Genomic DNA, 24245 nt, shown 5'->3' with positions numbered 1-24245 from the left:
GACGGTACGGGCGGAACGTCCGGTTCACCCACCGGGGGGTCCGAAGATCAGACCGGGGGAGGAGGGGAATGGTCCCGTGGGTGTACGGGCCCGGCGCCGGAGGCTCGTACTCAGGCGGTGGCGCCCGGAGTGTCCGTCTGATCATCGTGCGCCGCCGCGGCGGCAGCCCGCTTGAGCGCCGCGTCGCGGCCCCGTACGTACCAGATGCCGATCAGTCCGAGCCCGGCACCGGCGAGGCAGGTCCACAGCCACCACAGGTGTCCGTGGTCGTCGAACCAGCCGTAGAACGGGAGCTGGACCAGGAAGAGGACGAACCAGAGGATCGTGCCGCCGGTGATGGTCGCGACGACCGGCCCCTCCAGGGGCTCGGGTGCCTCGTGCTTCGGTGTCCACTTCGCCATGCCGCCAGTGTATGCGGCGCGTACATAAAGGCGGTCGGGCCAGTCGGCGCAAGGGTCTACGCGCGGAGATAGCGATCTTCGCCTTATGTATTCATACTGAATCTGCTTACGACTGTCGTGAATTGTTCGTACGAAAGTCCAAAGCTGACTGCTTTTCACCCCCCTCTACGCACGACTGAGGTCATACATGTCCCCCTCGGCCACCGCTCCGGTCGACTCCACACCGCCTCCCGCGCCCGGGCCCACCGGCGGCCTGGACGGTTTCTTCAAGATCTCCGAGCGGGGGTCGTCGGTCGCGCGTGAGATCCGCGGTGGCTTCGCCACGTTCTTCGCGATGGCGTACATCATCGTGCTGAACCCGATCATCCTGGGCAGCGCGAAGGACATGTACGGGCACCAGCTCGACAGTGGCCAGCTGGTCACCGCGACGGTGCTGACGGCGGCGTTCTCCACCCTGCTCATGGGCGTCATCGGCAACGTGCCGATCGCCCTGGCCGCGGGCCTCGGCGTCAACACCGTCGTCGCCCTCCAGCTCGCCCCCCGGATGAGCTGGCCCGACGCGATGGGCATGGTCGTCCTCGCGGGCATCGTGGTCATGCTGCTGGTCGCGACCGGGCTGCGGGAACGCGTGATGAACGCCGTACCGACCTCGCTCCGCAAGGGCATCGCGATCGGTATCGGCCTCTTCATCCTGCTGATCGGTCTGGTCGACTCGGGCTTCGTCTCCCGTATCCCGGACCTCGCGCACACCACCGTGCCGCTCCAGCTGGGCAACGACGGTCACCTCAACGGCTGGCCGGTCCTGATCTTCGTCCTCGGGGTGCTGCTCACCCTCGCGCTGATCGTCCGCAAGGTGCCGGGCGCGATCCTGATCTCCATCGTGGCCATGACGGCCGTCGCGCTGATCGTCGAGGCGGCTGCCGACCTGCCGGGCGAGGCCTGGGGCCTCACGGTGCCCCAGTGGCCGGGCAACCCCGTCGCCTCGCCCGACTTCGGGCTGATCGGTGACGTCAGCCTGTTCGGCGGCTTCGACAAGGTGGGTGTCCTCACCGGCATCCTGTTCGTCTTCACCGTGCTGCTGTCCTGCTTCTTCGACGCGATGGGCACCATCCTCGGCGTCGGCGACGAGGCCAAGCTGACCGACAAGGACGGCAACTTCCCGGGCATCAGCAAGGTGCTGTTCGTCGACGGCATCGCGGTCGCCGCGGGCGGTGCGAGCTCCGCCTCGGCGGGCACCTGCTTCGTGGAGTCCACGGCGGGCGTCGGCGAGGGGGCCCGCACCGGCTTCGCGAGCATCGTGACCGGTCTGCTGTTCACGGCGGCGCTGTTCCTCACACCGCTGGCGACCATGGTCCCCTCGCAGGCGGCCACTCCGGCCCTGCTGGCGGTCGGCTTCCTGATCATCGCGGGCTCGGTACGGGACATCGACTGGAGCGACTACACGCTCGCGATCCCGGCCTTCCTCGCCATGGTGATGATGCCGTTCACGTACTCGATCACCAACGGCATCGGGATCGGCTTCATCACGTTCTGCGTGCTGCGGCTGGCCGTCGGCCGCGGTCGCGAGGTGCCGGTGGCCATGTATGTGGTGTCGGCGGTCTTCGTCTTCTACTACGCGATGCCGGCGCTCGGCCTCACGTGATCCCGGGAGGGACACGGATGCGCGAGCGGGCTCACGGCCCGGGCGGTCTCCGTCAGGTGACCTCCTCGGCCGTGACCTCCTCCGCCCCGTAGAACTTCTCCGTCTCGTCGACGGCCGCCTGGAAGCGCTCGTCGAAATCGTCGCGAATGAGCGTCCGGACCACATAGTCCTGGACGCTCATTCCGCGTTTGGCGGCGTGCTGTTTGAGCCGGTCGAGCAGCTCACCGTCTATCCGCAGGCTGAGCACTGTCGATCCCATGGCAAGCAGGGTTACGTCCCGCGGGCCCGACACGCGTGACTTTCCGGATTCGACTCACTCGTTTGGGTGATCGATTGGTGATCTGGGCCTCGCGCGTGTACCACCGAGTGGTCTTTAGAATAGGTAATGAGTTACGCTAACAAACATGCCTGACCTGATCCACGACAGCGACAGTGCCGCCGCCGTGAGCTCCCTACGTTCCGCCGTCATGCTCCTCGGCCGGCGACTCAAGCACCAGCGCGTCGACGAGTCGCTGAGCCCCACAGAGATGTCGGTGCTCGGCACACTCGCCCGTTGCGGTTCGGCCACCCCCGGTGAGCTGGCCCGCAAGGAGCATGTGCAGCCGCCGTCGATGACTCGCATCGTCGCGCTGCTGGAAGCCAAGGGACTGGTCAGACTGGAACCGCACCCCGATGACCGTCGCCAGAAGATGGTCAGCCAGACCGAGCAGGCCGAAGCCATGCTCGCCGAGAGCCGCTCCAAGCGGAACGCCTGGCTGACCACCCTCGCCGAAGGCCTGGACGAGGACGAGTGGGAGACGCTGCGCAACGCGGCGCCCGTGCTGGAGAAGCTCGCCCACCTGTAGCGGAGCGGGCCGCGCCGGACACCGACCGGCGCACCGCCCCCACCGCCGCATCCCCGTCAGTCAGCGCAATGTCCACGCCCGAGGAGGCGAACCCTTTTGAGTACGGGATCCGGAGCAGACTCCGCCCCCGCACCGACTTCCACCCACGAGAGCAAGCCCGGCGGGACCTTCTCGTCGCTGAAGATCCGCAACTACCGCCTGTTCGCAACCGGCGCCGTGATCTCCAACACCGGTACCTGGATGTCCCGCATCACGCAGGACTGGCTCGTCCTGAGCCTCACCGGGTCCGCCACCGCCGTCGGTATCACCACGGCACTCCAGTTCCTCCCCATGCTCCTCTTCGGCCTGTACGGCGGCGTCATCGCCGACCGGCTCCCGAAGCGCAAGCTCCTCCTGTTCAGCCAGGCGGCACTCGGCCTGTGCGGTGTCGCGCTCGCCGTCCTCACGCTCTCCGGCGTGGTCCAGGTGTGGCACGTCTACCTGATCGCCTTCCTGCTCGGCATGGTCACGGTCGTGGACAACCCGGCCCGCCAGGCGTTCGTCTCCGAGATGGTCGGCCCCGCCCAGCTGCGGAACGCGGTCAGCCTGAACTCGGCGAACTTCCAGTCCGCCCGGCTCATCGGCCCCGCCGTCGCGGGTGTGCTGATCACCTCGGTCGGCAGCGGCTGGGCCTTCATGTTCAACGGCCTGTCCTTCCTCGCGCCGCTCGTCGGCCTGCTGATGATGCGTACGAGCGAGCTGCACAAGGCCGTCGTCATCCCGCGCGCCAAGGGGCAGCTCCGGGAGGGGCTGCGTTACGTCTCCGGGCGCCCGGAGCTGATCTGGCCCATCGTCCTCGTCGGCTTCATCGGCACGTTCGGCTTCAACTTCCCGATCTGGCTGACGGCCTTCGCGGACGAGATCTTCCACGGCGGCGCCGGGATGTACTCGTTCTTCAACATCCTCATGGCGGCCGGCTCCCTGGCCGGCGCACTCCTCGCCGCCCGCCGCCGCTCCTCGCGGCTGCGCATGCTGGTGGCCGCCGGTACGGCGTTCGGTGTGCTGGAGATCGTCGCCTCCATGGCGCCGTCCGTCTGGATCTTCGCGATCCTGCTCGTCCCGATCGGCACGATCGGCCTGACGACCAACATCAGCGCGAACACCAGCGTGCAGATGGCCTCCGACCCGGCCATGCGCGGCCGGGTGATGAGCCTCTACATGATGGTCTTCGCCGGTGGTACGCCGGTGGGCGCCCCGATCGTCGGCTGGATCAGCGACGCGTACGGCGTCCGCACCGGCATGGCGGTAGGCGGGGCGTTCTCCCTGGTCGCCGCGCTCGGTGTCGGCTTCATGCTGGCCCGCGTCGGCGGCCTGCGCCTCAAGGTCGACCTGCGACCGGGCCGCCCGCACGTGCGGTTCGTCCCGCGCGAGCAGCTGGCGACGGCGGCCTGAGAGCCGCCGCCACGGATGCGATACGGCCCCGCCCGGGGAATCGGGCGGGGCCGTACGCGTGGGCGGGGGCGTTCGGTCGCGCGGACCCGGACACGCCGGGGGCTGCCAGACTCGCCGCATGAGACTCTTCGCCGCCGTCCTGCCACCGGCCCCCGCCGCCGAGGAGCTGCGCCGGGCGGTGGTCCCCCTGCGCTCCCTGCCCGGCGCCGCCACGCTGCGCTGGACCGGGACCGCGGGCTGGCACTACACGCTGGCCTTCCTCGGGGAGGTCGACGAGGAGCTGCTGCCGGACCTGTACAGCCGGCTGGAGCGGGCCGCGCACCGGACCGAGGCGTTCCCGCTGCGCGTCCACGGGTCAGGCCGGTTCGACGGGCGGGCGCTGTGGGCGGGGGCCGCGGGTGCACTGGACACCCTGCGGCTGCTGGCCGAGCGCGCCGACGCCGCCGCCCGCCGGGCCGGGGTGCCGATGGAGGAGCACCGCCGCTACACCCCGCACCTCACGCTCGCCCGCAGCCGCGTCCCGGCGGACCTGACCCCGTTCACGGCGGCCCTGGAGGGCTTCGAGGGCCTGCACTGGGAGGCCGGTGAGCTCAGTCTCGTACGCAGTCATCTGCCGGTGGACGGGGTGCCGGGGGAGCAGCCGCGGTACGAGGTGGTGCGGGCCTGGCCGCTGGGACGGTGAGCCGGGCGGTTACGCTCGTGGGGTGGACCCCAAGACCAGAAACCGCATTATGGCGGCCGTGCTCGTGCTGATGTTCGTCGTCGTAGCAGCGGCGGCCGCCCTCGGCAGCTGATCCCGCACCGAGGACGGCCCCAGGGCCTTTCGGGACCGCTCTACCAGGCGAAGTTCTCCGGCGACGGGCCCGGGCCGGGGAAGATCTCCTCCAGCGCGCCCAGCACTTCGTCCGAGAGCTCCAGCTCCACCGCGCGCAGCGCGGAGTCGAGCTGTTCCCGCGTCCGCGGACCGGAGATCGGGCCGGTGACGCCGGGCCGGGTCAGCAGCCAGGCCAGGCCCACCTCGCCGGGCTCCAGACCGTGCTTGCCCAGCAGGTCCTCGTACGACTGGACCTGCGCCCGCACCTTCGGGTCGGCCAGCGCCTCGCCGGAGCGGCCCGAGACGGACCGGGCGCCGCCGCCCTCACGCTCCTTGCGGATCGCGCCCCCGAGCAGCCCGCCGTGCAGCGGGGACCAGGGGATGACCCCGAGGCCGTACTCCTGGGCGGCCGGGATGACCTCCATCTCGGCCCCGCGCTCCATCAGGTTGTAGATGCACTGCTCGCTGACCAGCCCGTAGCTGCCCCGCTGCCGGGCCCGCTCGTTGGCCTGGGCGATCTTGTAACCGGCGAAGTTGGACGAGCCCGCGTAGAGGATCTTGCCCTGCTGGATCAGTACGTCGATGGCCTGCCAGATCTCGTCGATCGGCGTGGAACGGTCGACGTGGTGGAACTGGTACAGGTCGATGTGGTCCGTCTGCAGCCGCTTCAGGCTGGCGTCGACGGCCCGGCGGATGTTGAGGGCGGACAGCTTGTCGTGGTTGGGCCACGCCTCACCGTCGGCGCCCATGTTGCCGTAGACCTTGGTGGCGAGCACGACCTTGTCACGGCGGTCGCCGCCCTGCGCGAACCAGGTGCCGAGGATCTCCTCGGTGCGGCCCTTGTTCTCGCCCCACCCGTAGACGTTCGCGGTGTCGAAGAAGTTGACGCCCGCGTCCAGGGCGGCGTCCATGAGTGCGTGGCTGTCGCTCTCGTTGGTCTGGGGGCCGAAGTTCATCGTCCCCAGGACGAGGCGGCTGACCTTGAGTCCGGTGCGTCCGAGCTGCGTGTACTTCATGGGGGCAAGCCAACGCCTTGGAGTCCGCTCGAAGCAAGGGCGGATCTGCGTGGCGGGGCGGTTCACCCCGTCCGCCTACGCCCCGCCGAACCCGTCCAGCGCCGCCCGGACCGCCCGGCTCGTCGCCGCTCCGCCCAGGTGCCCCGCGTCCTCGATGACCGTCAGCCGCGCGTCCGGCCACGCCTTGGCCAGCTCCCACGCGGTGGTCAGCGGGCCGCCCATGTCGAGGCGCCCGTGCACCAGTACACCCGGGATCCCCGCCAGCCGGCCCGCGTCCCGGATCAGTTGGCCCTCCTCCAGCCAGGCGCCGTTCGAGAAGTAGTGCGCGCAGATCCGCACCAGCGCCTGCTGGGCCCTGCCGGGGCGGCCGCTGTACGGGGGCGGTCCGGTGTACGCCTCCAGGGAGAGCACCGCGTCCTCCCAGGCGCACCAGTCCGCCGTGGCCCGTGCCCGTACCTCCGGGTCGGGGCTCTCCGTACGCCGGGCGTAGGCGGCGAGGACGTCGGGCGTCGCGTCGCTCGCGGCCTCGGGCACGCCGGCCCGGAACACGTCCCACGCGTCGGGGAAGAAGTGCCCCGCGCCCCGGTACAGCCAGTCGATCTCGGAGCGGCGGCTCGTGGTGACGGCCGGGATCACGATCTCGCTGACCCGCTCCGGGTGCCGCTCGGCGTAGGCGAGGATCAGCGTGGAGCCCCAGGACCACCCGTACAGCAGCCACGTGTCGATGCCCAGCCGGATGCGCAGGCGCTCCATGTCGGCGATCAGGTGGTCCGTCGTGTTGTGCCGCAGGTCGGTGGCGGGGTCGCTCGCGTGCGGGGTGGAGCGGCCGCAGTTGCGCTGGTCGAAGAGGATGACGCGGTAGCGGTCCGGGTCGAAGTCCTGACGGGGGCGCGGTGTGCACCCGGAGCCCGGACCACCGTGCACGACCAGGGCGGGCTTTCCGGCCGGGTTGCCGCACGCCTCCCAGTACACGAGGTTGCCGTCGCCCACGTCGAGCATGCCGTGCTCGTACGGTTCGACCGGCGGGTACGAGATGTCGTGGCGACGTTCCATGTCCGCTCTCCCTAGGGCCTTTCGTTTGGATCATGCCGGGCTCGCGGGGTCCGGCACGCGCATCTGCGGCGTTCTCGTCGGTCGCCAATGCTCCGCAGTGACTCCCTCCTCCGCCTTGCAGCTGCACGCACCGGACCCCGCTCCCTGATCCGGCCTGATCCAAACGAAAGGCCCTAGCCCTTCACCGCGACGTGGTACGCCGAGGCCCACAGCACCGCGGCGGAGGCCAGGCCCACCACGGCCCGTACGGTCTCGTCCGCCGCCCCGGCCGCGAGGAGTACGAAGCCGGTGATGCCGACGACGCTCAGCAGGACGGCCGTCCCCTTGTACTGCCACTGGTCGTAGAGGCGTGCGAGCGGGAAGAAGTGCAGGCCCACCACGAGGGCGATGGCCGCCGGGACGATGCGGGGGTGGCCCGAGGCGTTGGACGCCGCGATCACCGCGAAGATCGCCACGACCTCTACGCCGTTCACGACACCGACCGTGCGCGCCCAGTTCCGCGGCAGATCCACCAGCCGGGGCGAGGGTGCGGCGCCCTTGCGGTAGGCGAGGAGGATCGCCGTCGCGGTGAGCGGCACCGCGAGGATCTCGACGGCCAGGGCGGCGCCCGACGACGCGACCCCGGACGCCCCGGCGAAGGCCCAGACCACGGCGAACACCGACAGGACGAGGGCCCCGCGGCGGCGCAGGCTGCGGGTGAGGGCCAGGCACTCGGCGTCCGTGGCGGCGGGGGCCGGCGCTCCGGACGGCGCGGATATGTGCGGGCCGGATGTGCCGGATGTGCCGGAAGCGTCGGATGCGCCGGATGTGCCCGGCGTCGCCGTCGGTTCGGGCGGCAGGGGCGTCGTGGACGGCATGGGCGTCATGCGCGGAGAGTACAGCGATCATGCGGTCCGGCTGCCGGAATTCCGGGGGCCGGTGGTGACGGATCACGTACCGCTCCGCGGCGTAGCCTGGGAACCGTGAATTCCACTCCCGAGGTACTGGCCGTACTCGGCGACCTGCTCGCCGCCGCAGCTCCTGAAGACCGCGGAGCCCTCTGGCAACTGGACCGGCAGGGGAGGGAGTTGGACGCCAATCTGGTCCGTCTTCCGGCGGGCGCCGAGGTGGGCGAGCACCAGGAGGACGTGCTGGACGTCCTCCTGGTGGTCCTTGCGGGCAGCGGCCGCCTCACCCCGGGCGACGGCGGCGAGCCCCTCGTCCTGACCCCCACCACGGCCACCTGGCTGCCGCGCACCTCGCGCCGCTCCCTGGCCGCGGGCCCGGACGGCCTCGCCTACCTCACGGTGCACCGCCGCCGACCCGGTCTCACGATCAAGCCCGCGCCCGCTTCAGCGGTGACGTACGAGGGCGGCGAGGCGCCGTGCGCCCTGGACCGGGTCTGCCCCGAGTGTGGCCGCATGTCGCAGGAGTCCGCGCCCAAGTACTGCAGCGAGTGCGGGGAACGCTTCCCGGGGCGCTGACCCCGGGGCCCGTCCGGGGCGGTGGCGCGGGCCGGGAGTGAGTGGGGGCCGGCTGCCGCCGCCGATGGCGCGTACCGCTCCCGGTCAGGACGGGGTGATGTCGGTCCAGATCTGGGACGCGTCGTGCGAGTCGCAGGCCACGGACGACGGGGCGCCGTAGGCGGTCGCGCCCAGGCACGTACCCAGGTGGACGTTGCTGAAGGTGTGACCCCTGCCCGACGTGGCGCCGATCCTCCAGGCCTGGCCCGAGGCGCCGTTGCAGTCCTTGAACGCGTAGCCGTTGAACTGCTGGGACTCGAGGCACTTCCCGGTGCCCTTGTTCATGAGCGTGACAGTGCCACCCGAACCGGACCCGTACGTCCACGCGTAGTCCATCGTGGTTCCGTTGGTCGACCCGGCGCCGCACTCCGAGGTCGTCGCGTTGGCGTTGCCCCCGAACGGGTTGATGGACGCCGCCAGGCACTGCCCGGTGGCGGAGTTCTCGAGCCAGTGCGTTCCGGAGGGGGCGGGCTTCGCCGGGGTCTTCGCGCCCGTGCCGGAGTCGCCGGACCCGCCGGCCGCACCCGCCGGCGCGGTGGCTCGGCTCGGACCGCCGTCCCCGGCCGCGTCCTCACCGGCCGCTCCGCCGCCCCCGGCCTCCTTGGCGGGTGCGGCGCTCGGTGCCTTTCTGGAGCCCGACGGGTCGGCCGACGGTTTCGCGGACTCCGATGACCGGCCGCCCGACGTGGACACGGACGCGCCGGGCGTCCTCGGCCCCGAGGCTCCGGGGCGGGCGCCGGCGTCGGACATCTCGAACGGGGCGAGCTTGAAGGTCAGGCCGCCGCCCGCCACCACGACGACGGGCAGCGCGACGAGCAGCACCCGCCGTCGACGGGAGCGCCGCTCGCGGGGTGCACCGGCCGGCTTCCCGTCCGGGCCCGTGCCGGGCTTCACGATCTGTACGGGGGCGGGCTCGGGGTCCGTACCGGGGCCCGGCGTACTCCCCGACACCGCCACGTCGGGGGAGTCCGGCGCCTGTACCTCGGCCTCGGGCGGGGGCGGCTTCGCGGCGAACGCCTCGCGCTCGGTGATCCGGTCCGTGACCGCCGACGGCCACGGTGAGGAGGCCGCGCCCGGCACCCGGGCGGCGGCCAGGGCGAAGAGCTCGTCGGCCGTGGGCCGGTCGGCGGCCTCCTTGGCCAGACAGGACTTCAGGATGCCGGCCAACTCCGGGTCGGTCTCCGGCAGCCGCCCGAAGTCGGGTGCCTCGTGAACGATGCGGTACAGCAGGTCGAGCCCGGAACCGTCCCCGAAGGGCGGCCGTCCGTTGGCCGCGTACAGCACCAGGCTGCCGAGCGCGAAGACGTCCGCGGCACCGGTCAGCTTCTGGTTGGCGATGGCCTGTTCGGGTGCCATGTAGGCCGGGGTGCCGACGACCATGCCGGTCCTGGTGAGCCTGCTCTGGTCGGCGGCCCGCGCCACCCCGAAGTCGATCAGGCTGACACCGTCGAGCGTCAGCATGACGTTGGAGGGCTTGAGGTCGCGGTGCACGATGTCGGCGGCGTGCACCGTCCGCAGCCCGGCCGCCGCGTCGCGCAGCAGCCGCCACAGGGAGTCGGCCGGCAGCGGGCCGTCGTGCAGCCGCATGGCGTCGCTGAGCGTGATGCCGGGGATGTACTCCGTGGCGAACCACGGCGGCCGGTGGGCGCGGTCGCTCGCCAGCAGCCGCGCACTCGTACCGGCGGGCAGCCTGCCGAGGTTGTCGAGCTCGTGTCCGAAGTGCCCCAGGAACGCGGTGTCCTCGGCCAGCGCGGGGAGCACCTGCTTCACGGCGGCGTAGTGTCCCGCACCCGGCCCCGCCTGCTTCTCGGCCGGCGGCGCGACGCCGAGGTAGACCCGGCCCATGCCGCCGGAGCCGAGCACCCCGAGCAACCGGAACGAGCCGATGTACCGCGGATCCCGCGACTCCAGAGGCTTGGCTCCGCTGCCGCTCAAACTAGAGCTATCTTCCAGTTCCCCGTGCATGCGCCATAGGTTAGCGGAGGTCCGCAGGGTTCTGATCGGTCGGCCAAGTACTGCGGAGTGTACGCAGTTTGACGCACCGTCCGGACGTGCGTGCGACGTGATTCGGCGCGGTTCGATGTGTGTCGTGCCCCCGCCCGCGCACGCCCCGCCCTCGTCAGGGCGCCGCACCCGTCCCGGCCTGCGAGGATGCTCCCGCTTGAGCAGTCGCTCACGCTGCCCCACGCGCGTCGCACGTCACGAAGCGGCCCGGTACCCCGCAGCCGGGAACTGTCCGACCTGGCAGCCCGTCCTCGAGAACAAGGTCAACAAGCGGACGGGGCAGACGAAACATCATGGTGGAGCGAACGGACAGCGGCGTGGCCCCGGCGACGAGGACCGGCGCCTCCCGGCGGAGGTGGGAGCGCCCCGGGCGTTGGGTGCGAGGCCGGGTGCTCGCCGGGCTCGCCCTGCTCACGGCGCTCCTGCTCGCGTTCCCCGGCGTGATGCCGAACCGGCCCGGCCGCCTGGGAAGCCTGTTGGAGGCGTTCCTGCCGTGGCTCGGCCTCGCGGTCGTCCCCCTGCTCGCGTGCGCTCTGCTGCGCCGCTCGGTCACCGCCCTGCTGTCCCTGCTCCTGCCGGTGGCGGCGTGGGGGTACGCGTTCGGCGGGCTGTTCCTCGCCGCGCCGGAGCCCGGCGCGCGCGATCTGGTCGTGGTGCAGCACAACGTGAGCGACGTGAACACGGACCCGGCGGGCACGGCCCGCACCCTGGCCGACGCCGGGCCCGACCTGATCGCGCTGGAGGAACTGGTCCCGGCCGCCCTACCCGAGTACGAGAAGGCCCTCGCCCCGGACTTCCGGTTCCACGAGGTCCGGGGCTCGGTCGGGATCTGGTCGAAGCTCCCGCTCTCCGACACGCGCGTGGTGGACATCAAGCCCAAGGAGATCGATGAGGGCTGGAGCCGCGGCCTGCGGACCGTGGTCCACACCCCGCAGGGTGAAGTCGCCGCCTACGTCGCGCACTTGCCTTCGATCCGTGTCGGAACGAGCGGGTTCGCCACCTCCTGGCGGGACGAGAGCGCCCACCTGCTGGGCAGGGAAGTCGCCGCCGAGACAGTCGGCAAGGTGATCGTGCTGGGCGACCTCAACAGCACGGTCGACGACCGCGGCCTGTCCCCGCTGACCTCGCAGCTGAACGTCTCGGAGCGCGGCTTCGCGTTCAGCTTCCCCGCATCCTTCCCGCTGGCCCGGATCGACCAGGTCCTGGCCCGCTCGGCGACGGTCGGCCGCATCCACACCCTGCCCGCGACGGGCAGCGACCATCTGCCGATCACCGCCCGGGTCACGCTGGGCTGAGCGACCGGCCGTCCGGCTGCCGGCCGGTGGCCCATGTGATGATGCACGGATCATTTGACCGCCCCTGGGGAGGGACCGGGCGCGCAACAGAGGCGGGAGCGCAGCGTGGGCAAGGACGGGACATCCATACCGGACGAGGAGTGGGAGCGTTTCCTCCGGGATGCCGAGGCCGGAACTCCGGGAGCGCCCGAGGAGCCGTCCGCGCGGGCCAGGATGGTGGCGAGCCGGCTGACGGAGGAGACCGACCCGCCGGACGGATGGCGTACGCACCGGCCGCCGACGCGGTCGGGGGGCAAGGTCCGGTACTTCGTCGGATTCTTCGTGCTGGTCGCCCTGCTCGTGGTGGCCCTGGACCCGGGACGGGTCACGGGCTGGTTCCCGGGCGGCGACGACGCGCCCCTCGCCGCCGAGTCGACGAACCCGACCCGGCCGCCGGTGACGGAGGCGGCCACCGAACTCCCCAGCGTCGACGATCCGTTCAGGGGATCGCCCGCAGCCGCGTGGGGTGACGGAATGGCCTCGCTTCCCCTTCCCGAGGCACGTGCTACGGGCTGGATGAGCAGGGCGGAGGTGGCCCGGGCACTCGAACGGTCCCGGGACTTCCTCGCCGTGTCGGCCCTCGACCCCGGCGTACTGCGCGGGGAGCGGCCGACGAAGGCGATCGCGCTGATCAATCCGCATCAGGATGACGTCCAGGAGTACCTGACAGCGGCGTTCCGCACGCCGGGCGCGGAGAACGATCCCGTGATGCTGTTCAGCCGCTTCGCGCCCTCGAAGGTACGGATCGTCGGGGACGTGGTGAAGACCCGCGGCCGGATCACGTACCGCGAAGGAAAGCGTGGCGCGGTCGAGGTGACGGCCGATGTCACGTACGTCTACCCGGTCGTACGCGCTGCCGCCGGCAGCGAGGAGGTCGCGCGGACGATCGTGCGCCGCGAGATCGTGATGGGCTGGGACGACCCGGCGAAGATCATCACCGAGCGGGGGACGTTCTCCCTCATCTCCTACCGGTCGGACACCGCCAACGGCGGCTGCGACAACCACACCGGCTACTTCCTCCCCGAGTTCGCCGCCGAACGCGCCGTCGCCGACGGTTCGCGCGGCGACGAGGTCGACCCGTACGACCGGGAGACGTCGATGGACGCCCGCATGGCGGAGGCCGACGAGGACGGGTGCGGAACCGCCACCCGGCTGTGAGCAAAGCGGGGGTCAGCCCCGGCCCTCGCCCCGGTCCTCAAGGTCCATACCGAGGATGAACGCGGCGGGCTCCTCCACGAGCACGTCGAACCCCAGGTGCCGGTAGAAGCCGACCGCGCCGGCGTTCGCCTTGCCCACGCCGAGGTGGACGCCGCGCACGCCCCGGGCGCGCAACGCGTCGAGCAGGGTGTGGATCAGACGGGATCCGTTGCCGCCGCCCTGCGCCTCGGGCAGGAGGTCGATATGCAGATGGGCGGGGTAGGCGGCTGCCACCTCGGCCGGAGCGGTGGGGGGACGGTCGATCCACTTCCGGGCGAAAGCGTCGGCTGACCCCTCGCGGACCGGCACCCCCTCGCGCCGGGCGCGCAGCGCGGGCCACCATTCCCGCTCCAGGGTCTCCTCGAACGAGGCGGTGTCGGCGACGCCGAGGACGTACCCGGAGGCGGGCCGGTCCGGGCGGGCGAGGACCCAGGCGAGGTCGGGGGCGTACCGGAGGTAGGGGGCGAGGAAGATGTCGCCGGGCAGACGCGGGTCCTCGAACGAGTCCGTCGCGTCCTTGCCCGACGCCGCGGTGCGCAGGCAGATCTCGTAGAGCCGGTCGGCCTCCGCCGGGTCGTCCGCGAGGGCGGCGCGGACAGCGAACTCTGTGGTCGGTTGCGGACGGTCGTTCACGGGCGCCTCTCGGGGAGCGGGCGAGGGCCGGGGCCACCGCAGGGTTCAAAAACATACGGCGGACGGTTTCCGCACGTCAATGACGCTCAGGCGATCCCGCCGTTCGTGTACAGGACCTGCCCGTTGATCCAGCGGCCGGGGCCCGCGAGGAACGCGACGGCTTCGGCGATGTCGTCCGGCGTCCCGAGGCGGTCGAGCGGGGTGCGGGACGCGATCGCCTCGATGACCTCCTGCGGCTTCCCGTCGAGGAAGAGCGGCGTGGCCGTCGGGCCGGGTGCGACGGCGTTCACCGTCACGTCGCGGCCCTTCAACTCGCGGGCGAGGATCAGCGTCATCGCCTCGACGGCCCCCTTCGTGGCGGCGTAGGCCCCGTACGTGGGCTGCTGGAGGCGGGTCACCGAGGTCGAGAAGTTGATCAGGGCGCCCCCGGCCCGGAGCGTACGGGCGGCGAGCTGCGAGACGACGAACGTGCCGCGCACGTTGGTGCGGTGCATGCGGTCGAAGTCGGCGAGGTCGAGCTCGGCGATCGGCGAGAGGAGCATGATCCCGGCCGTGTTCACGACCACGTCGACGCCGCCGTACAACCGCTCGGCCGTCGCGAAGAGCGCGGCCATCACGTCCTCGTCGGCCACGTCGCCGCCGATCGCGGTCGCGACCCCGCCGGCTGCCTCGACTGCGGCGACGACCTCCGCTGCGCGGGACTCGTCCCTGCCGTAGTGCACGACGACGGCGAAACCGTCGGAGCCGAGGCGCTCGGCGACGGCGCGGCCGATCCCGCCGGAGGCGCCGGTGACGATGGCAACGCGGGGTGTGGATGCTGCGGACTCAGCAATGGCAGTGGCGTTCATGGGGCGGCCTCCCTAGATTTTATGGACGATCCGTCCATAAAATAAATGTAGACTGATCGTCCATATACGGCAAGCTGAAAGGGCAGGGGCACGTGGACGAGCCGAAGGGGCCCGCCAGGCGCGGCCGTGGCCGTCGCCCGGCCGCGGAAGTGCGGCAGGCGGTGCTGGAGACGGCCGGCGCGATGCTGTTCGAAGCGGGTCTGACCGGGATCACCTTCGAGAAGGTGGCCGCCCGCGCCGGTGCCAGCAAGATGACGCTCTACAAGTGGTGGCCCTCGCCCGGGGCCCTCGCCTTCGAGGCGTACTTCACGGCCGTCGAGGACACCCTCGCGTTCGCGGACACCGGCGACATCCGGCGCGACCTCACGGCCCAGCTCCACTCCTTCGTCGGCCTGCTCACGGGGCTGCCCGCGGGCCCCGTGATCGCCCAGTTCGTCGGCGCCGCACAGACCGACCCCGCGCTGGCCGACGCCCTCGCGAAGCACTACACGCACCCGCGCCGCCGTCTCGCGGTCGACCGGATCACCCGTGCGCAGCACGCGGGTCAGATCCGCGCCGAGGTCGATCCCCAGGTGGTCGTCGACCAGCTCTGGGGCGCCTGCTACCACCGCCTCGTACTGCCGGACGAGCCACTCGACACCGCGTTCGCCGACGCCCTGATCGACAACCTTCTGCGCGGCATCCGGGGGTGAGGCGGCGCGGCGGGCGATGAGTTCCGCCGCGATGGTCAGTCTCTACTTAAGGCACTTACGGCACTTACGGCACTTACGGCGCGCCCTTGCGGCGCGCGATCAGCCACACGTGAGGAGAGCACCATGACCGCCACCTACACCTTCGACGTCTTCTCCAGCCTCGACGGCTTCGGCGGAGCAGGCGGCGACTGGACCGGCTACTGGGGGAAGCAGGGCCCCGAGCTCCTCGACCGCCGCCTCGGCCTGTACCGGGACGAGCAGCGGATGATCTTCGGCGCGAACACGTACCGCCTGTTCGCGCGGATGCTGGCCGAGAGCACCGAGGAGTCCGATGTCCGCGACCCCTGGGTGACCCGGATGAGGAACCTGCCGACCACGGTGGTGTCGACCACGCTCGAAGGCCCCCTCGACTGGCCGGACGCGACCGTCGCGAGCGGCGACGCGGTCGACGTCGTCGCCCGGCTCAAGAAGGAGTCCGACGTCCCGTTGCGCTCGCACGGCAGCCTGTCGATGAACCGGGCGCTGATGGCCGCCGGTCTGGTGGACCGCGTCCAGGTCACGCTCTTCCCCGTGATCACCGGCCGGACGGGGGACGCTCCCATCTTCAAGGGCGCGGCCGACTTCGACCTCGAACTGATCGAGCAGCGCACGCTCGACGGCGACATCCAGGAACTCACCTACCGGCCCACGCTGCATCCCTGAACCGACCGGGCCGGTGAACTCCTCTGTTGCTACGGGGAGTTCGCCCGGTCGGAAAACCAGTGGAACAGCACCGTTCCACACCACTACCGTGCTGCCGAACCACGTCGCCCAGGCAAGGACGCACCGTTGTACACCCTGTGAGACCTCCCAAGCGCTGAATCGTCGCGCGTCGCGCATGTGCGCCGCGCTCCTTCTTGCTGCGGTCTTCTCACTGAAACCGGTGTACTTCTGTGCTCACAACCTGGGTGGTCGCTCCCACCTGCCTTCCTCGCGTCATCCGCCGTTGCCACGGGTGCGCGTCCGATCGCTTCCGGACAGACGGAAAATTCCGCGTCAACGCACACCACAAGCTCCTCGACGTCTGGCTCCTCGCCCTCTGTACCGCCTGCGGGGACACGACGAAGCTCACGGTCCTGGAGCGGGCGCATGTGCGTTCCGTACGACCTGAGTTGCTGGACCGGCTGCACGACAACGACGCCGTTCTGGCCGCCGAGTTGCTTCAGGATCCGGTCGTACGCCGCCGCAATCGCATCGCCCTCGACTGGGACGACGCCTGGCGCCTCGACACCGGCGTGCCGGATCAGCTCGACCACGAGGTGCTCGACGTCTCGGTCCGTTTCGCGGCACGGATACCCGTCCGGCCGGTCCGCCTGATCGCTGAAGGCTGCGGCCTTTCGCGGGCCGAGGCGGAGGGGCTGCTCGCGGAGGGGAAGCTCGTATCGGCAGTCCGGTTGACCGGAAAGCTCTCTGGCGACTTCACCTTCATGCTCAAGCCCTGAGCCCGATCGGGGCGGGGGGCCCGTCCGGCGAGAGCCGCCGGGCAGGCCCCCCGCCCCGCCCTTCGGCGCCTCAGGAGGACGGGGCGTCCGACGAGGACGCGGCTTCCTGCGAAGGCATGGCCGCGCGGTCCGCCGTACTGCGGAGCACGCAGAACTCGTTGCCCTCCGGGTCCGCGAGGACGGCCCAGCCGGCACCGTCGGGCTCGCGGCGGTCGTCGACGAGGGTGGCCCCGAGGTCCAGCAGCCGCGCGACCTCCTCCTCGCGGGTCGTCTTCGGGCGCAGGCACAGGTGCAGCCTGTTCTTGACCGTCTTCGGTTCCGGCACCTGGTTGAAGTGCAGCAGCGGGCCCTCCGGAAGCATCACGTCCACCTCCGGATCACCCGGCTTGTCGTCCGGGTGCAGCGGACGCCCGAGCGCCTCGCCCCAGAACCGGGCCAGCGCATAGGCATCCGCACAGTCGACCGCCACGTTCTGCAATTCCGAGACCATGGACGAGAGCCTGCCCGATACACCGCTCAGGCCGCTACACGTCGCGGCTGCGTCAGCCGTCCCGCGCCCACGGCCGCAGCTTCTCCGGATTGCGGACCACCCAGATCCGGGTGATGCGGCCGTCGACGATGTCGAACGAGGCCACGGTCATGACGGCTCCGTCCCGCTGCGCCACCAGCCCCGGCATCCCGTTGACCGAACGTTCCAGGAGTTCGAGCCCGGGGGCCTTGTCGGCGATGGCGACCATGTACTGGGCGATGAGCGCACCGCCCTCGATCGGGCGCAGCGCGGTGCCGACCAGGCCGCCGCCGTCGGCCGTCATCACGGCGGCCGGGTCGAGGAGGTCGACGAGAGCCGCGATGTTCTTGCTCTCCCACGCCTCCTTGACGTGCCGCACCGCCTCCGCCTGTCCCGCCGCCGCCACCGTCACCGGAGCCTCGGCGACGCGCACGCGGCGCCGGGCGGAGGCCGCGAGCTGCTTGCAGGCCGCGCCGGTCCGGCCGAGGACATCGGCGATCTCGGCGAACGGGTACCGGAAGACGTCGTGCAGGACGAAGGCTACCCGCTCGGCGGGCGTCATCGACTCCAGGACGACGAGGAAGGCCATGGTCACCGACTCGTCCAGGATCATCTGGTCGGCGGGATCGGAGTGGTCGACGCCCCGGCCGGCACCCCACTCGGTGCGGTCGGGCAACGGCTCGGGCAGCCACGCGCCGACATACCGTTCACGCCGGGCCCGCGCCGAGCCGAGCACGTCAAGACAGATCCGGCCGGTCACCGTCGACAGCCAGGCGCCGGGCGTCACGATCTCGTCCCGCCGGCTTCGCGGCAGCGCGTACCAGCGTGCGTACGCCTCCTGCACGGCGTCCTCGGCCTCGGCGAGCGATCCGAGCAACCGGTAGGCGACATTGAGAAGTTGGCGCCGCTCACCGGCTATGCCGTCGATGCCGTTCCCCGCCGCGCCCATGCCCCGAACGCCCCCTCGCCTTACCTTTCGCGGGCCCGCGTCGTCGGGCTGGTGAAGACCCTATCGATCTACTGCCCCCGGGCGGACAAGGGGACCGTGCCATGGCAACCCAGGCAACTCAGGCAACGACACAGCGCCGCTTCTCGTTTCTGCAGATCGCGATCTTCCTGCAGACCCTGACCATCTTCCTTCAGGCGGCCTCCGCCGGACTGCTGCTGACCTCGTCGTACGGAGAGACGCTCCACAGTGCCGGAGCCCGCGTCATGTACGGGGCGTCGATGCTGTACGTGCTCGCAGCGGTCCTGGCCTGGAAGCCGGGCGGCGGATCGCCTCGGCCCATCCTGTACGCGTCGGGCTTCCTGGTCCTCGCCTCGGTCCAGGTCGTGCTCGGTATCGCACACGTACCGTCGGTCCATCTGCCCCTGGGCGTCCTGATGTTCGGGCTGAGCCTGGTGGCTCTGGTGCGGCGCTGAGGCCCGGTACGGGGGTCCGGGTGGGCGGGCCTGTCCGGCGGATCGTGCCGGACAGGCCCTGGCCCCGGAGAGGGCGTACCGCACTCAACGCCTCAGTGTGAAGGTGAAGTCGGCGGAGACCTTGCCGCTCAGCCGGACGGCCGAGACGAGCTTCCCGTCCGTGATCAGCCTCCCGACCTCGCCGAGGGCGACGTGGTGCGGGGAGGCCGGAGCCCCTTGGGGACCCGCGGGACCCGGACCCGACGTTAGGCCGAACGAGGGGGGGAGGGTGAGGGCATCGCGTGGCCTCTCGGCCCTCCATCGAACGCGGACGATTATGTGGTGGTTCGGGGGAAAATAGTCATGTGCGACTGCGGTGGGGTGTGGTGTTCAGATGAGTCATGAAGCGAGTCGTCCGGAAGGGCGCGGAGTTGGAGCCCTGGCGGAGTTGCGCGACGCGATCTCGACGCGTGCCGTGCTCGTCATGCTGGGCGTTCTCCTCCTCCAACTCGGCTTTGCGCTCTCCTACATGGGTGCCTTCCACGCGCCGAAGCCTCACCGGATCCCGATGGTGGTCGTCGCGCCGCAAGCAGTGGAGAAGGACCTGGTGAACCGGCTCAACGCCTTGCCGGGTGAACCTTTGCAGGTCAGCGCCGTGACGGACCGGGCCCAGGCCAGGGCCCGGCTCCTCGACCGGCGCGCGGACGCGGTGCTCGTCGTCGCCGTGGCAGGCCGCACCGACACGCTGCTCGTGGCCTCTGCGGGCGGGCCGTCGGCGGGGGACGCTGCCATGAAGATCCTCCAGACGGTCGACAGGACCCAGGACCGCCAGGTCGTCGTACGCGACATCCGGCCCCCGGCGGCGGGCGACTCGCGGGGCCTCTCGTCCTTCTACCTGGTCCTCAGCTGGACGATCGGCGGCTACCTCGCGGCATCGGCCCTGAACATGGCGGCCGGATCCAAGCGCCCCACGCTCCGCCGTGCCCTCGTGCGACTGGCGGCCATGGTGCCCTACGCCTTCATCTCCGGAATCGGCGGCGCGATCATCGTCGGTCCCGTGCTGAACTGCCTGCCGGGCTCGTTCTGGGAACTCGTCGGCATCGGCACGCTGGTGGTGTTCGCCTCAGGGGCCGTGGGCGTGGCCCTCCAGTCGCTGGCGGGCACCATCGGTCTGGGCCTCACCATCCTCATCTTCACCATCCTCGGTAACCCCAGCTCGGGCGGCGTCTACCCCGCCTCGCTGCTGCCGCCGTTCTGGCGCGCAGTCGGACAGGCCCTGCCGCCGGGAGCCGGCACGACCGTGGTGCGCAACACCGTCTACTTCGACGGCAACGCCACGACCGGCGCCCTGTGGATCCTCGGTGCGTGGGCCTTCGCCGGAATCGTCGTCACCATCCTGTCCGCAGCCCTGCACGGTCGGCGGCGGCCCGTACGCGCCGAGGCCGCCGGCACCACGGCCTGACGGTCGACGAGCACGGCCGACGAGCACGGTCGACGAGCACGGTCGACGAGCACGGTCGACGAGCACGGCGGACATGGCTTGGGTGCCACGGCCCCCGGCCATGTCGCCGTGTTCACCGGGTTCGGGCCCTCGCGCTGAGCGGGGCTCAAGGCAGGCGTTCACCTCGGCACAGCCGAGACATCAGGAAGCGTTCGCGGACGCGCGAAGGCTGCCGGCGCGGGTACGGGCCAGAGGCGCGAGGCCCGCCATGAGGATGACGGCGGCCAACGGAAGCAGGTCGAGGTTCACGGCGATGACGAGGAACGCGGCGAACACGAGCAGGGGGCTCCACGCGGGAAGCCGTGCGGGGCGGGAGACGACCAGCATGGTCAGCAGCGTCAGGATGCCGGCCTGGAAGGCCGGCGGGCCCACGAGTTCCAGCGGCTCGGGCAGCGGGGCGGCGTCGTCGAAGCGGGGGAACAGGTCGCCGAGCATCACCCACAGGAAGCACCCGGCGCCGAACACCCCGGCGACCATGGCCGCACCGGCGTCCGCCGCTCTTCGCGCAGTATCGACGTGGACCAGACTGCGCAGCTCCACGACGAGCGCGCCCAGCAGGAGGAACGCGGCGAAGAAGAAGGAGTGCCCGATGTTCCAGGCGAGTCCGGGCCCGTGGTCGCCGTCCCTGCCGTCCCTGCCGTCGATGAGGCGGAACACGCCGTAGAGGAACATGAACAGCGGAACGAGCTGGGCGAACAGGCGAGTTGCTCGCGTGGTGGTTTCGGTCATGTGGCCACGGTCGCGGAGGGCCGGGGTGCGGTCCGTCGGGAGGATCCCCCACCTTCTCGGGCCCGCGGCCTCCGACGTGGAAGGGCCGGACCTCGCTCGGTCCGGCCCTCACGGCACCCCGTCCCGCCAGGCCGAGGCCCACCGGGACGGTGTCACCTCAGCAGTAGGCCTTGGCCGCCCGCTTGGCGGTGCCCTTCTTCGGTGCTTCGGTGCACTTCACCGCTCCCTCGGCCTGAACGTTCCAGCTGCGGGCCTTGCCGTAGCCCGTCTTGCCGAAACCGGTGCCGCGGGTGTTGCAGGTCTTGGCCGTGTAGTAGCCGGACGCCTTCTTGACGCCGCTGAACACCACGTAGACACCCGGCTTGTTGAAGTTGTACGTGACCGACTCGCTCTTCTCCTTGGTCTTCTCCCCGGCCTTGGAAAGGGTCCCGGAGACATGTGCGTCCATGCTGCTGATGACCCAGCTGGCCGAGTAGCTGGCGCCTGCGGACACTTCGCGCCCGGAGGTGACCGTCTGCCGGTAGGTCGCCGACTTGGTATAGGAGCCGGTGCCGTGCTTGGGGATGTTGATCTGCTTCGCGTGGGTAATCACCCAACTGTTGTTCAGGCTGGTCCATTTCGCGGACTTGTAGCCGGGCTCGCAGACGAGCGGTGCTGCATCCGCCGAGCCCGCCGGGCCCAGCGCCACCAAGGAGACGGAGGCCAGACCAGCGGTCAGTACCGTCGACAGGAATCTCTTACTCATGCTACTTCCCCCGCTTTTCTTCAGTGGCCCCTTACCTGCGGGCCACATGGTCACCGACCCGCCCAGTTGGCGAGGGCCGGTCAAGCCACCCTATTGCGGGACGATCACGGAATGCTCGTGATTTAAGCGGGACTTGAGCATTCTGAAGGGACCTGACACGGGGGCTGTGGTTTGTGAGGCGTACGGCAGCACCGCTGTTCGGCGCGCGAGACAGGGGATCAGCGCCTGCGTCGAGCCGAGTCGGTCTGCGTTCGTGGTGCCGGGGCGCGCGCTCACTTCCGGGAAGGGAAGGCCTCGTCGAGCGTCGGGACGGAGAGGTGGTCGGACGTCATGGCGTCCAGGACGTCGTCCACCCGCAGATAGCGGCCCTGCTGGACCGCCGGTGTGATCCTGCCGATCGTGCCGGCCTTGCGGAGGTGGAACACGGTCCATCGGCGCGGGAACGGGTCCTTGTCCAGAGGCTCCCCGTCACGCAGGATCTGCCGCGTCTGCGTACTCGCGTTGCGGGTTCCGTCGATCTCCTGGTTGATGGTCTCCACTGCGTCGACCCCGAAAACCGTCCCGCTGCCGCCCCGTTGGTACATCACGAGCATCCGGGGGCGGGCGAGGGCCACGTGTTTGCTGTCGAGCGGGCAGATGTACGCGCTGTGCGCGGCGAGGTCCTGCATGGCCTGCTCGTTCGCCGGCACGATCACCGCGTGGTTGTGCAGGGAGCGGAACCAGCCGAGCGCGGTCTCCTCGTTCCACACGAGCTTGTTGCGGTTGCGGAACGCGGGATCGGCGACCAGGCCTCTGTACCCCATCAGCTCGATGCTGCGCGGCGGACGTCCCACCAGGGCGCCGAAATCGGCCCTGGTCAGGACCTCGGGCAGTTCGTCGAACCAGTTCGTCATCGAGCTAGACCACCGTGTGCTTGAGGAAGGCCGCCCAGGCGGCGGGGGAGAGGGTGAGCGCGGGGACGGTGAGGTCCTTGGAGTCGCGGACGTGGATGGCGTGGGGGGACGTGGCGACCTCGATGCAGTTGCCGCCGTCATCGCTACTGTGGCTGCTTTTGAACCACTGGAGGTCAGTGCTCATAGGCTCTTTGCTGCCTGTTCAATCAGTTTCCGTGACTCTTCTGGGTTGAGAGCCTGTGTCCGCACAATGCCATATCTGGCGAACAGCCTTCCCAGATGGTCCGGTTCGCTGACAAGGAAGTTCCGGGTGTGCACCTCCAGGTACGCCAGCCGCCGTCGGTCGTCGGTCTCCAGCAGGACGAAGGACCCACTCAGTCCCCCGTGTGTCTCCCGCTGCGGCGGCATGACCTGCATGTGCACGTGCCGCAGCCGACTGACCTCAAGAATGTGGTGGAGCTGCGCCCGGTGTACGTCCCGTCCGCCGATGGGTCGGTTGAGCGCGCCGACCTCCAGGACGAAGCTGATGTCCGGCAACCGTTTGCGGGTCAGCATGTGTTGTCGTGCGAGACGGCCCGCGACCAATCCCTCGATCTCGTCATCGTCAAGGGGCGGGCAGGCGCCTCTGAACAGGGCACGTGCGTGCTCCTCGGTCTGGAGCAGTCCGGGCACGACGTGGGACTCGTATTCGTACCGCGCCCTGGCTGTAGCTTCCTCCTCGGCGAATGGACCGAACCAGGAAGCCACGCGGCTGGACGTCAACTTCCCACCTGCGGCGATCAGAGCACCGTCGGCACCGAGCGCGGCGTCGGCCTGTGGAGTGAAGCCCCCTTTCGGTGGGCGGTCCCCCCGCTCCACCATCGCCACCTGCGACTTGGAGAAACCGATCTTCTGCCCCAACCCCTCCTGGGAGAGCCCGGACCGTTCGCGGTAGTGCCGCAACAACGCCCCGAACATCTCGGCGTTACCGCCCCCGTTACTACTGGTGTGCACAGCCTGACCCCCAAGTGCACAACAGTGCACAGACGCCTTGTGTCCCTGGTCACGGTACGTGTGAGTGCCGACGCTTTCCGTATGGATCAGAAAAATTCACCGGACCTGATGCCCTCCTGGATCCCCGCGACGGGTCACGCGCTCCGTCTCGCCGGGATCCACTTCGACGCCGTACGGATCATCGGCATCCTGGGGGAGCAAGTGGCGTACGAGATCATGCAGTTCACGGACTTCCAGGCCGGGCCCATCGTCCGCTCGCGGATCGGTGAGCGGAGCATGTACTTCCTGCTGCCGCCCGGGAGCGCCCGTGCGCACCGATGGCCCGTCGGGGCCGAGGCGTTGGTGCGGGAGGGGGCGGCCTTCGTGGGGGTGCCCGCCGCGCACGGGCTGACGTACCCGCTGGACTGGCGTTCTCTGCCGACAGCTCAAGTCCCGTTCGTGGATGCGGAACTGCTGTTCGAGCTGCTGCGGGAGGTGGTCGACGGCGAGATCCGTGCTGTACGGTGATCGCGTCATTACGCTCCGTGCACTTCCGCGCATGGGGCGGCCCCCGGCGGTGTTACCAGCACCAATCCGAGGGCC

Annotated in this window: 28 protein-coding genes; 13 read left to right on the top strand and 15 right to left on the bottom strand. The window is 70.5% G+C overall.

Going from position 1 to position 24245, the window contains the following annotated elements; translation table 11 throughout:
* Positions 1-110 precede the first annotated feature (110 nt).
* Entirely contained in the window at positions 111-401 is a 291-nt protein-coding gene (locus tag ACIBJG_RS33440) for a DUF2530 domain-containing protein (RefSeq protein WP_399313347.1), read from the bottom strand.
* Between the two features lie 187 nt (positions 402-588).
* Between ACIBJG_RS33440 and ACIBJG_RS33435 the strand changes: the two genes are divergently transcribed.
* Positions 589-2043 carry an NCS2 family permease gene (locus tag ACIBJG_RS33435; RefSeq protein ID WP_399313345.1) on the top strand — a complete coding sequence of 485 codons (1455 nt, stop codon included), beginning with the start codon at positions 589-591 and terminating at the stop codon, positions 2041-2043.
* Between the two features lie 52 nt (positions 2044-2095).
* On the opposite strand, the gene ACIBJG_RS33430 is transcribed toward ACIBJG_RS33435, so the two are convergent.
* On the bottom strand, positions 2096-2302 hold the full coding sequence (locus ACIBJG_RS33430) for a ribbon-helix-helix protein, CopG family (RefSeq protein WP_356319951.1): 207 nt from the start codon (positions 2300-2302) through the stop codon (positions 2096-2098).
* Between the two features lie 145 nt (positions 2303-2447).
* On the opposite strand from ACIBJG_RS33430, the gene ACIBJG_RS33425 reads away from it, so the two are divergent.
* The 3 genes from ACIBJG_RS33425 to thpR all read left to right on the top strand — a co-directional run bounded on the left by ACIBJG_RS33425 (position 2448) and on the right by thpR (position 5001).
* The gene (locus tag ACIBJG_RS33425; RefSeq protein ID WP_219573152.1) at positions 2448-2888 is read left to right on the top strand and encodes a MarR family winged helix-turn-helix transcriptional regulator; all 441 of its coding nucleotides are present in this window, start codon (positions 2448-2450) and stop codon (positions 2886-2888) included.
* Between the two features lie 96 nt (positions 2889-2984).
* Positions 2985-4319 carry an MFS transporter gene (locus ACIBJG_RS33420; RefSeq protein WP_399313342.1) on the top strand — a complete coding sequence of 445 codons (1335 nt, stop codon included), beginning with the start codon at positions 2985-2987 and terminating at the stop codon, positions 4317-4319.
* A 118-nt stretch (positions 4320-4437) separates the two neighbouring features.
* Complete coding sequence (gene thpR, locus ACIBJG_RS33415) at positions 4438-5001, top strand: RNA 2',3'-cyclic phosphodiesterase (RefSeq protein ID WP_399313340.1); 564 nt, start codon at positions 4438-4440, stop codon at positions 4999-5001.
* 152 nt (positions 5002-5153) lie between these two features.
* Here thpR and ACIBJG_RS33410 read toward each other — a convergent pair whose 3' ends face one another.
* From ACIBJG_RS33410 to ACIBJG_RS33400, 3 genes are all read right to left on the bottom strand, one after another.
* Positions 5154-6149 (bottom strand): aldo/keto reductase, encoded by a 996-nt coding sequence (locus ACIBJG_RS33410; protein ID WP_399313338.1) that lies wholly within the window; start codon positions 6147-6149, stop codon positions 5154-5156.
* Positions 6150-6224: 75 nt separating this feature from the next.
* Positions 6225-7202 (bottom strand): prolyl aminopeptidase, encoded by a 978-nt coding sequence (pip, locus tag ACIBJG_RS33405; RefSeq protein WP_399313337.1) that lies wholly within the window; start codon positions 7200-7202, stop codon positions 6225-6227.
* Positions 7203-7375: 173 nt separating this feature from the next.
* Positions 7376-8068: a hypothetical protein gene (locus ACIBJG_RS33400; protein ID WP_399313335.1), complete on the bottom strand. Its 693-nt coding sequence runs from the start codon at positions 8066-8068 to the stop codon at positions 7376-7378.
* A 96-nt stretch (positions 8069-8164) separates the two neighbouring features.
* Here ACIBJG_RS33400 and ACIBJG_RS33395 point away from each other — a divergent pair, with 96 nt between their 5' ends.
* On the top strand, positions 8165-8665 hold the full coding sequence (locus tag ACIBJG_RS33395) for a hypothetical protein (protein ID WP_399313334.1): 501 nt from the start codon (positions 8165-8167) through the stop codon (positions 8663-8665).
* An 84-nt stretch (positions 8666-8749) separates the two neighbouring features.
* On the opposite strand, the gene ACIBJG_RS33390 is transcribed toward ACIBJG_RS33395, so the two are convergent.
* Entirely contained in the window at positions 8750-10639 is a 1890-nt protein-coding gene (locus ACIBJG_RS33390) for a protein kinase (RefSeq protein ID WP_399313332.1), read from the bottom strand.
* A 362-nt stretch (positions 10640-11001) separates the two neighbouring features.
* Between ACIBJG_RS33390 and ACIBJG_RS33385 the strand changes: the two genes are divergently transcribed.
* Together ACIBJG_RS33385 and ACIBJG_RS33380 are read left to right on the top strand one after the other, a co-directional pair.
* Positions 11002-12003: an endonuclease/exonuclease/phosphatase family protein gene (locus ACIBJG_RS33385; RefSeq protein WP_399313330.1), complete on the top strand. Its 1002-nt coding sequence runs from the start codon at positions 11002-11004 to the stop codon at positions 12001-12003.
* A 105-nt stretch (positions 12004-12108) separates the two neighbouring features.
* Positions 12109-13200 carry a hypothetical protein gene (locus ACIBJG_RS33380; protein ID WP_399313329.1) on the top strand — a complete coding sequence of 364 codons (1092 nt, stop codon included), beginning with the start codon at positions 12109-12111 and terminating at the stop codon, positions 13198-13200.
* 12 nt (positions 13201-13212) lie between these two features.
* Here the strand turns inward: ACIBJG_RS33380 and ACIBJG_RS33375 are convergent, their stop codons facing one another.
* Both ACIBJG_RS33375 and ACIBJG_RS33370 read right to left on the bottom strand, forming a co-directional pair.
* A complete protein-coding gene (locus ACIBJG_RS33375; RefSeq protein WP_399313327.1) occupies positions 13213-13872 on the bottom strand; it encodes a GNAT family N-acetyltransferase in 660 nt (219 codons plus the stop codon).
* An 86-nt stretch (positions 13873-13958) separates the two neighbouring features.
* Positions 13959-14720 (bottom strand): SDR family oxidoreductase, encoded by a 762-nt coding sequence (locus ACIBJG_RS33370; protein ID WP_399313325.1) that lies wholly within the window; start codon positions 14718-14720, stop codon positions 13959-13961.
* 92 nt (positions 14721-14812) lie between these two features.
* On the opposite strand from ACIBJG_RS33370, the gene ACIBJG_RS33365 reads away from it, so the two are divergent.
* From ACIBJG_RS33365 to ACIBJG_RS33355, 3 genes are all read left to right on the top strand, one after another.
* Positions 14813-15412: a TetR/AcrR family transcriptional regulator C-terminal ligand-binding domain-containing protein gene (locus ACIBJG_RS33365; RefSeq protein ID WP_399313324.1), complete on the top strand. Its 600-nt coding sequence runs from the start codon at positions 14813-14815 to the stop codon at positions 15410-15412.
* 123 nt (positions 15413-15535) lie between these two features.
* Positions 15536-16114 (top strand): dihydrofolate reductase family protein, encoded by a 579-nt coding sequence (locus ACIBJG_RS33360; RefSeq protein ID WP_399313322.1) that lies wholly within the window; start codon positions 15536-15538, stop codon positions 16112-16114.
* Between the two features lie 230 nt (positions 16115-16344).
* The gene (locus tag ACIBJG_RS33355) at positions 16345-16893 is read left to right on the top strand and encodes a DUF1062 domain-containing protein (protein WP_399313320.1); all 549 of its coding nucleotides are present in this window, start codon (positions 16345-16347) and stop codon (positions 16891-16893) included.
* A gap of 70 nt (positions 16894-16963) precedes the next feature.
* On the opposite strand, the gene ACIBJG_RS33350 is transcribed toward ACIBJG_RS33355, so the two are convergent.
* Both ACIBJG_RS33350 and sigJ read right to left on the bottom strand, forming a co-directional pair.
* Positions 16964-17383: a VOC family protein gene (locus ACIBJG_RS33350; protein WP_399313318.1), complete on the bottom strand. Its 420-nt coding sequence runs from the start codon at positions 17381-17383 to the stop codon at positions 16964-16966.
* A 52-nt stretch (positions 17384-17435) separates the two neighbouring features.
* Positions 17436-18350 (bottom strand): RNA polymerase sigma factor SigJ, encoded by a 915-nt coding sequence (gene sigJ, locus ACIBJG_RS33345; protein ID WP_399313316.1) that lies wholly within the window; start codon positions 18348-18350, stop codon positions 17436-17438.
* A gap of 101 nt (positions 18351-18451) precedes the next feature.
* Between sigJ and ACIBJG_RS33340 the strand changes: the two genes are divergently transcribed.
* Both ACIBJG_RS33340 and ACIBJG_RS33335 read left to right on the top strand, forming a co-directional pair.
* Positions 18452-18823 (top strand): hypothetical protein, encoded by a 372-nt coding sequence (locus ACIBJG_RS33340; protein ID WP_399313314.1) that lies wholly within the window; start codon positions 18452-18454, stop codon positions 18821-18823.
* Positions 18824-19196: 373 nt separating this feature from the next.
* Entirely contained in the window at positions 19197-20264 is a 1068-nt protein-coding gene (locus ACIBJG_RS33335; protein ID WP_399313312.1) for a DUF3533 domain-containing protein, read from the top strand.
* A gap of 180 nt (positions 20265-20444) precedes the next feature.
* Here the strand turns inward: ACIBJG_RS33335 and ACIBJG_RS33330 are convergent, their stop codons facing one another.
* The 5 genes from ACIBJG_RS33330 to ACIBJG_RS33310 all read right to left on the bottom strand — a co-directional run bounded on the left by ACIBJG_RS33330 (position 20445) and on the right by ACIBJG_RS33310 (position 23627).
* Positions 20445-21032 carry a hypothetical protein gene (locus tag ACIBJG_RS33330; RefSeq protein WP_399313310.1) on the bottom strand — a complete coding sequence of 196 codons (588 nt, stop codon included), beginning with the start codon at positions 21030-21032 and terminating at the stop codon, positions 20445-20447.
* A gap of 157 nt (positions 21033-21189) precedes the next feature.
* The gene (locus tag ACIBJG_RS33325; protein WP_399313308.1) at positions 21190-21777 is read right to left on the bottom strand and encodes a hypothetical protein; all 588 of its coding nucleotides are present in this window, start codon (positions 21775-21777) and stop codon (positions 21190-21192) included.
* 272 nt (positions 21778-22049) lie between these two features.
* Positions 22050-22670, bottom strand: a complete 621-nt coding sequence (locus tag ACIBJG_RS33320) for a hypothetical protein (protein WP_399313306.1) — start codon at positions 22668-22670, stop codon at positions 22050-22052.
* A 4-nt stretch (positions 22671-22674) separates the two neighbouring features.
* Positions 22675-22854, bottom strand: coding sequence for a DUF397 domain-containing protein (locus ACIBJG_RS33315; RefSeq protein ID WP_399313304.1), 180 nt, complete (start codon positions 22852-22854; stop codon positions 22675-22677).
* Positions 22851-23627, bottom strand: coding sequence for a helix-turn-helix domain-containing protein (locus ACIBJG_RS33310; RefSeq protein WP_399313368.1), 777 nt, complete (start codon positions 23625-23627; stop codon positions 22851-22853). Before ACIBJG_RS33310 ends, ACIBJG_RS33315 begins: the two co-directional genes overlap by 4 nt.
* A 117-nt stretch (positions 23628-23744) precedes the next feature.
* Here ACIBJG_RS33310 and ACIBJG_RS33305 point away from each other — a divergent pair, with 117 nt between their 5' ends.
* Positions 23745-24170, top strand: a complete 426-nt coding sequence (locus ACIBJG_RS33305; RefSeq protein ID WP_399313302.1) for a hypothetical protein — start codon at positions 23745-23747, stop codon at positions 24168-24170.
* The last annotated feature ends 75 nt before the right edge of the window (positions 24171-24245 follow it).

The organism is Streptomyces sp. NPDC050422 (assembly GCF_044458665.1).
In the GTDB taxonomy this organism is placed as follows: Bacteria; Actinomycetota; Actinomycetes; order Streptomycetales; family Streptomycetaceae; genus Streptomyces.
Note: the sequence above shows the minus strand (reverse complement) of the source record. Positions and strands in the feature narration are given on the sequence as shown.

Bases quoted from the DNA above. Each gene is read 5' to 3' on its own strand.
- ACIBJG_RS33440 (WP_399313347.1), bottom strand. From the start codon at position 401: ATGGCGAAGTGGACACCGAAGCACGAGGCACCCGAGCCCCTGGAGGGG.
- ACIBJG_RS33435 (WP_399313345.1), top strand. From the start codon at position 589: ATGTCCCCCTCGGCCACCGCTCCGGTCGACTCCACACCGCCTCCCGCG.
- ACIBJG_RS33430 (WP_356319951.1), bottom strand. From the start codon at position 2,302: ATGGGATCGACAGTGCTCAGCCTGCGGATAGACGGTGAGCTGCTCGAC.
- ACIBJG_RS33425 (WP_219573152.1), top strand. From the start codon at position 2,448: ATGCCTGACCTGATCCACGACAGCGACAGTGCCGCCGCCGTGAGCTCC.
- thpR (WP_399313340.1), top strand. From the start codon at position 4,438: ATGAGACTCTTCGCCGCCGTCCTGCCACCGGCCCCCGCCGCCGAGGAG.
- ACIBJG_RS33410 (WP_399313338.1), bottom strand. From the start codon at position 6,149: ATGAAGTACACGCAGCTCGGACGCACCGGACTCAAGGTCAGCCGCCTC.
- pip (WP_399313337.1), bottom strand. From the start codon at position 7,202: ATGGAACGTCGCCACGACATCTCGTACCCGCCGGTCGAACCGTACGAG.
- ACIBJG_RS33400 (WP_399313335.1), bottom strand. From the start codon at position 8,068: ATGACGCCCATGCCGTCCACGACGCCCCTGCCGCCCGAACCGACGGCG.
- ACIBJG_RS33385 (WP_399313330.1), top strand. From the start codon at position 11,002: ATGGTGGAGCGAACGGACAGCGGCGTGGCCCCGGCGACGAGGACCGGC.
- ACIBJG_RS33370 (WP_399313325.1), bottom strand. From the start codon at position 14,720: ATGAACGCCACTGCCATTGCTGAGTCCGCAGCATCCACACCCCGCGTT.
- ACIBJG_RS33360 (WP_399313322.1), top strand. From the start codon at position 15,536: ATGACCGCCACCTACACCTTCGACGTCTTCTCCAGCCTCGACGGCTTC.
- ACIBJG_RS33350 (WP_399313318.1), bottom strand. From the start codon at position 17,383: ATGGTCTCGGAATTGCAGAACGTGGCGGTCGACTGTGCGGATGCCTAT.
- sigJ (WP_399313316.1), bottom strand. From the start codon at position 18,350: ATGGGCGCGGCGGGGAACGGCATCGACGGCATAGCCGGTGAGCGGCGC.
- ACIBJG_RS33340 (WP_399313314.1), top strand. From the start codon at position 18,452: ATGGCAACCCAGGCAACTCAGGCAACGACACAGCGCCGCTTCTCGTTT.
- ACIBJG_RS33335 (WP_399313312.1), top strand. From the start codon at position 19,197: ATGAGTCATGAAGCGAGTCGTCCGGAAGGGCGCGGAGTTGGAGCCCTG.
- ACIBJG_RS33330 (WP_399313310.1), bottom strand. From the start codon at position 21,032: ATGACCGAAACCACCACGCGAGCAACTCGCCTGTTCGCCCAGCTCGTT.
- ACIBJG_RS33325 (WP_399313308.1), bottom strand. From the start codon at position 21,777: ATGAGTAAGAGATTCCTGTCGACGGTACTGACCGCTGGTCTGGCCTCC.
- ACIBJG_RS33320 (WP_399313306.1), bottom strand. From the start codon at position 22,670: ATGACGAACTGGTTCGACGAACTGCCCGAGGTCCTGACCAGGGCCGAT.
- ACIBJG_RS33315 (WP_399313304.1), bottom strand. From the start codon at position 22,854: ATGAGCACTGACCTCCAGTGGTTCAAAAGCAGCCACAGTAGCGATGAC.
- ACIBJG_RS33310 (WP_399313368.1), bottom strand. From the start codon at position 23,627: ATGTTCGGGGCGTTGTTGCGGCACTACCGCGAACGGTCCGGGCTCTCC.
- ACIBJG_RS33305 (WP_399313302.1), top strand. From the start codon at position 23,745: ATGGATCAGAAAAATTCACCGGACCTGATGCCCTCCTGGATCCCCGCG.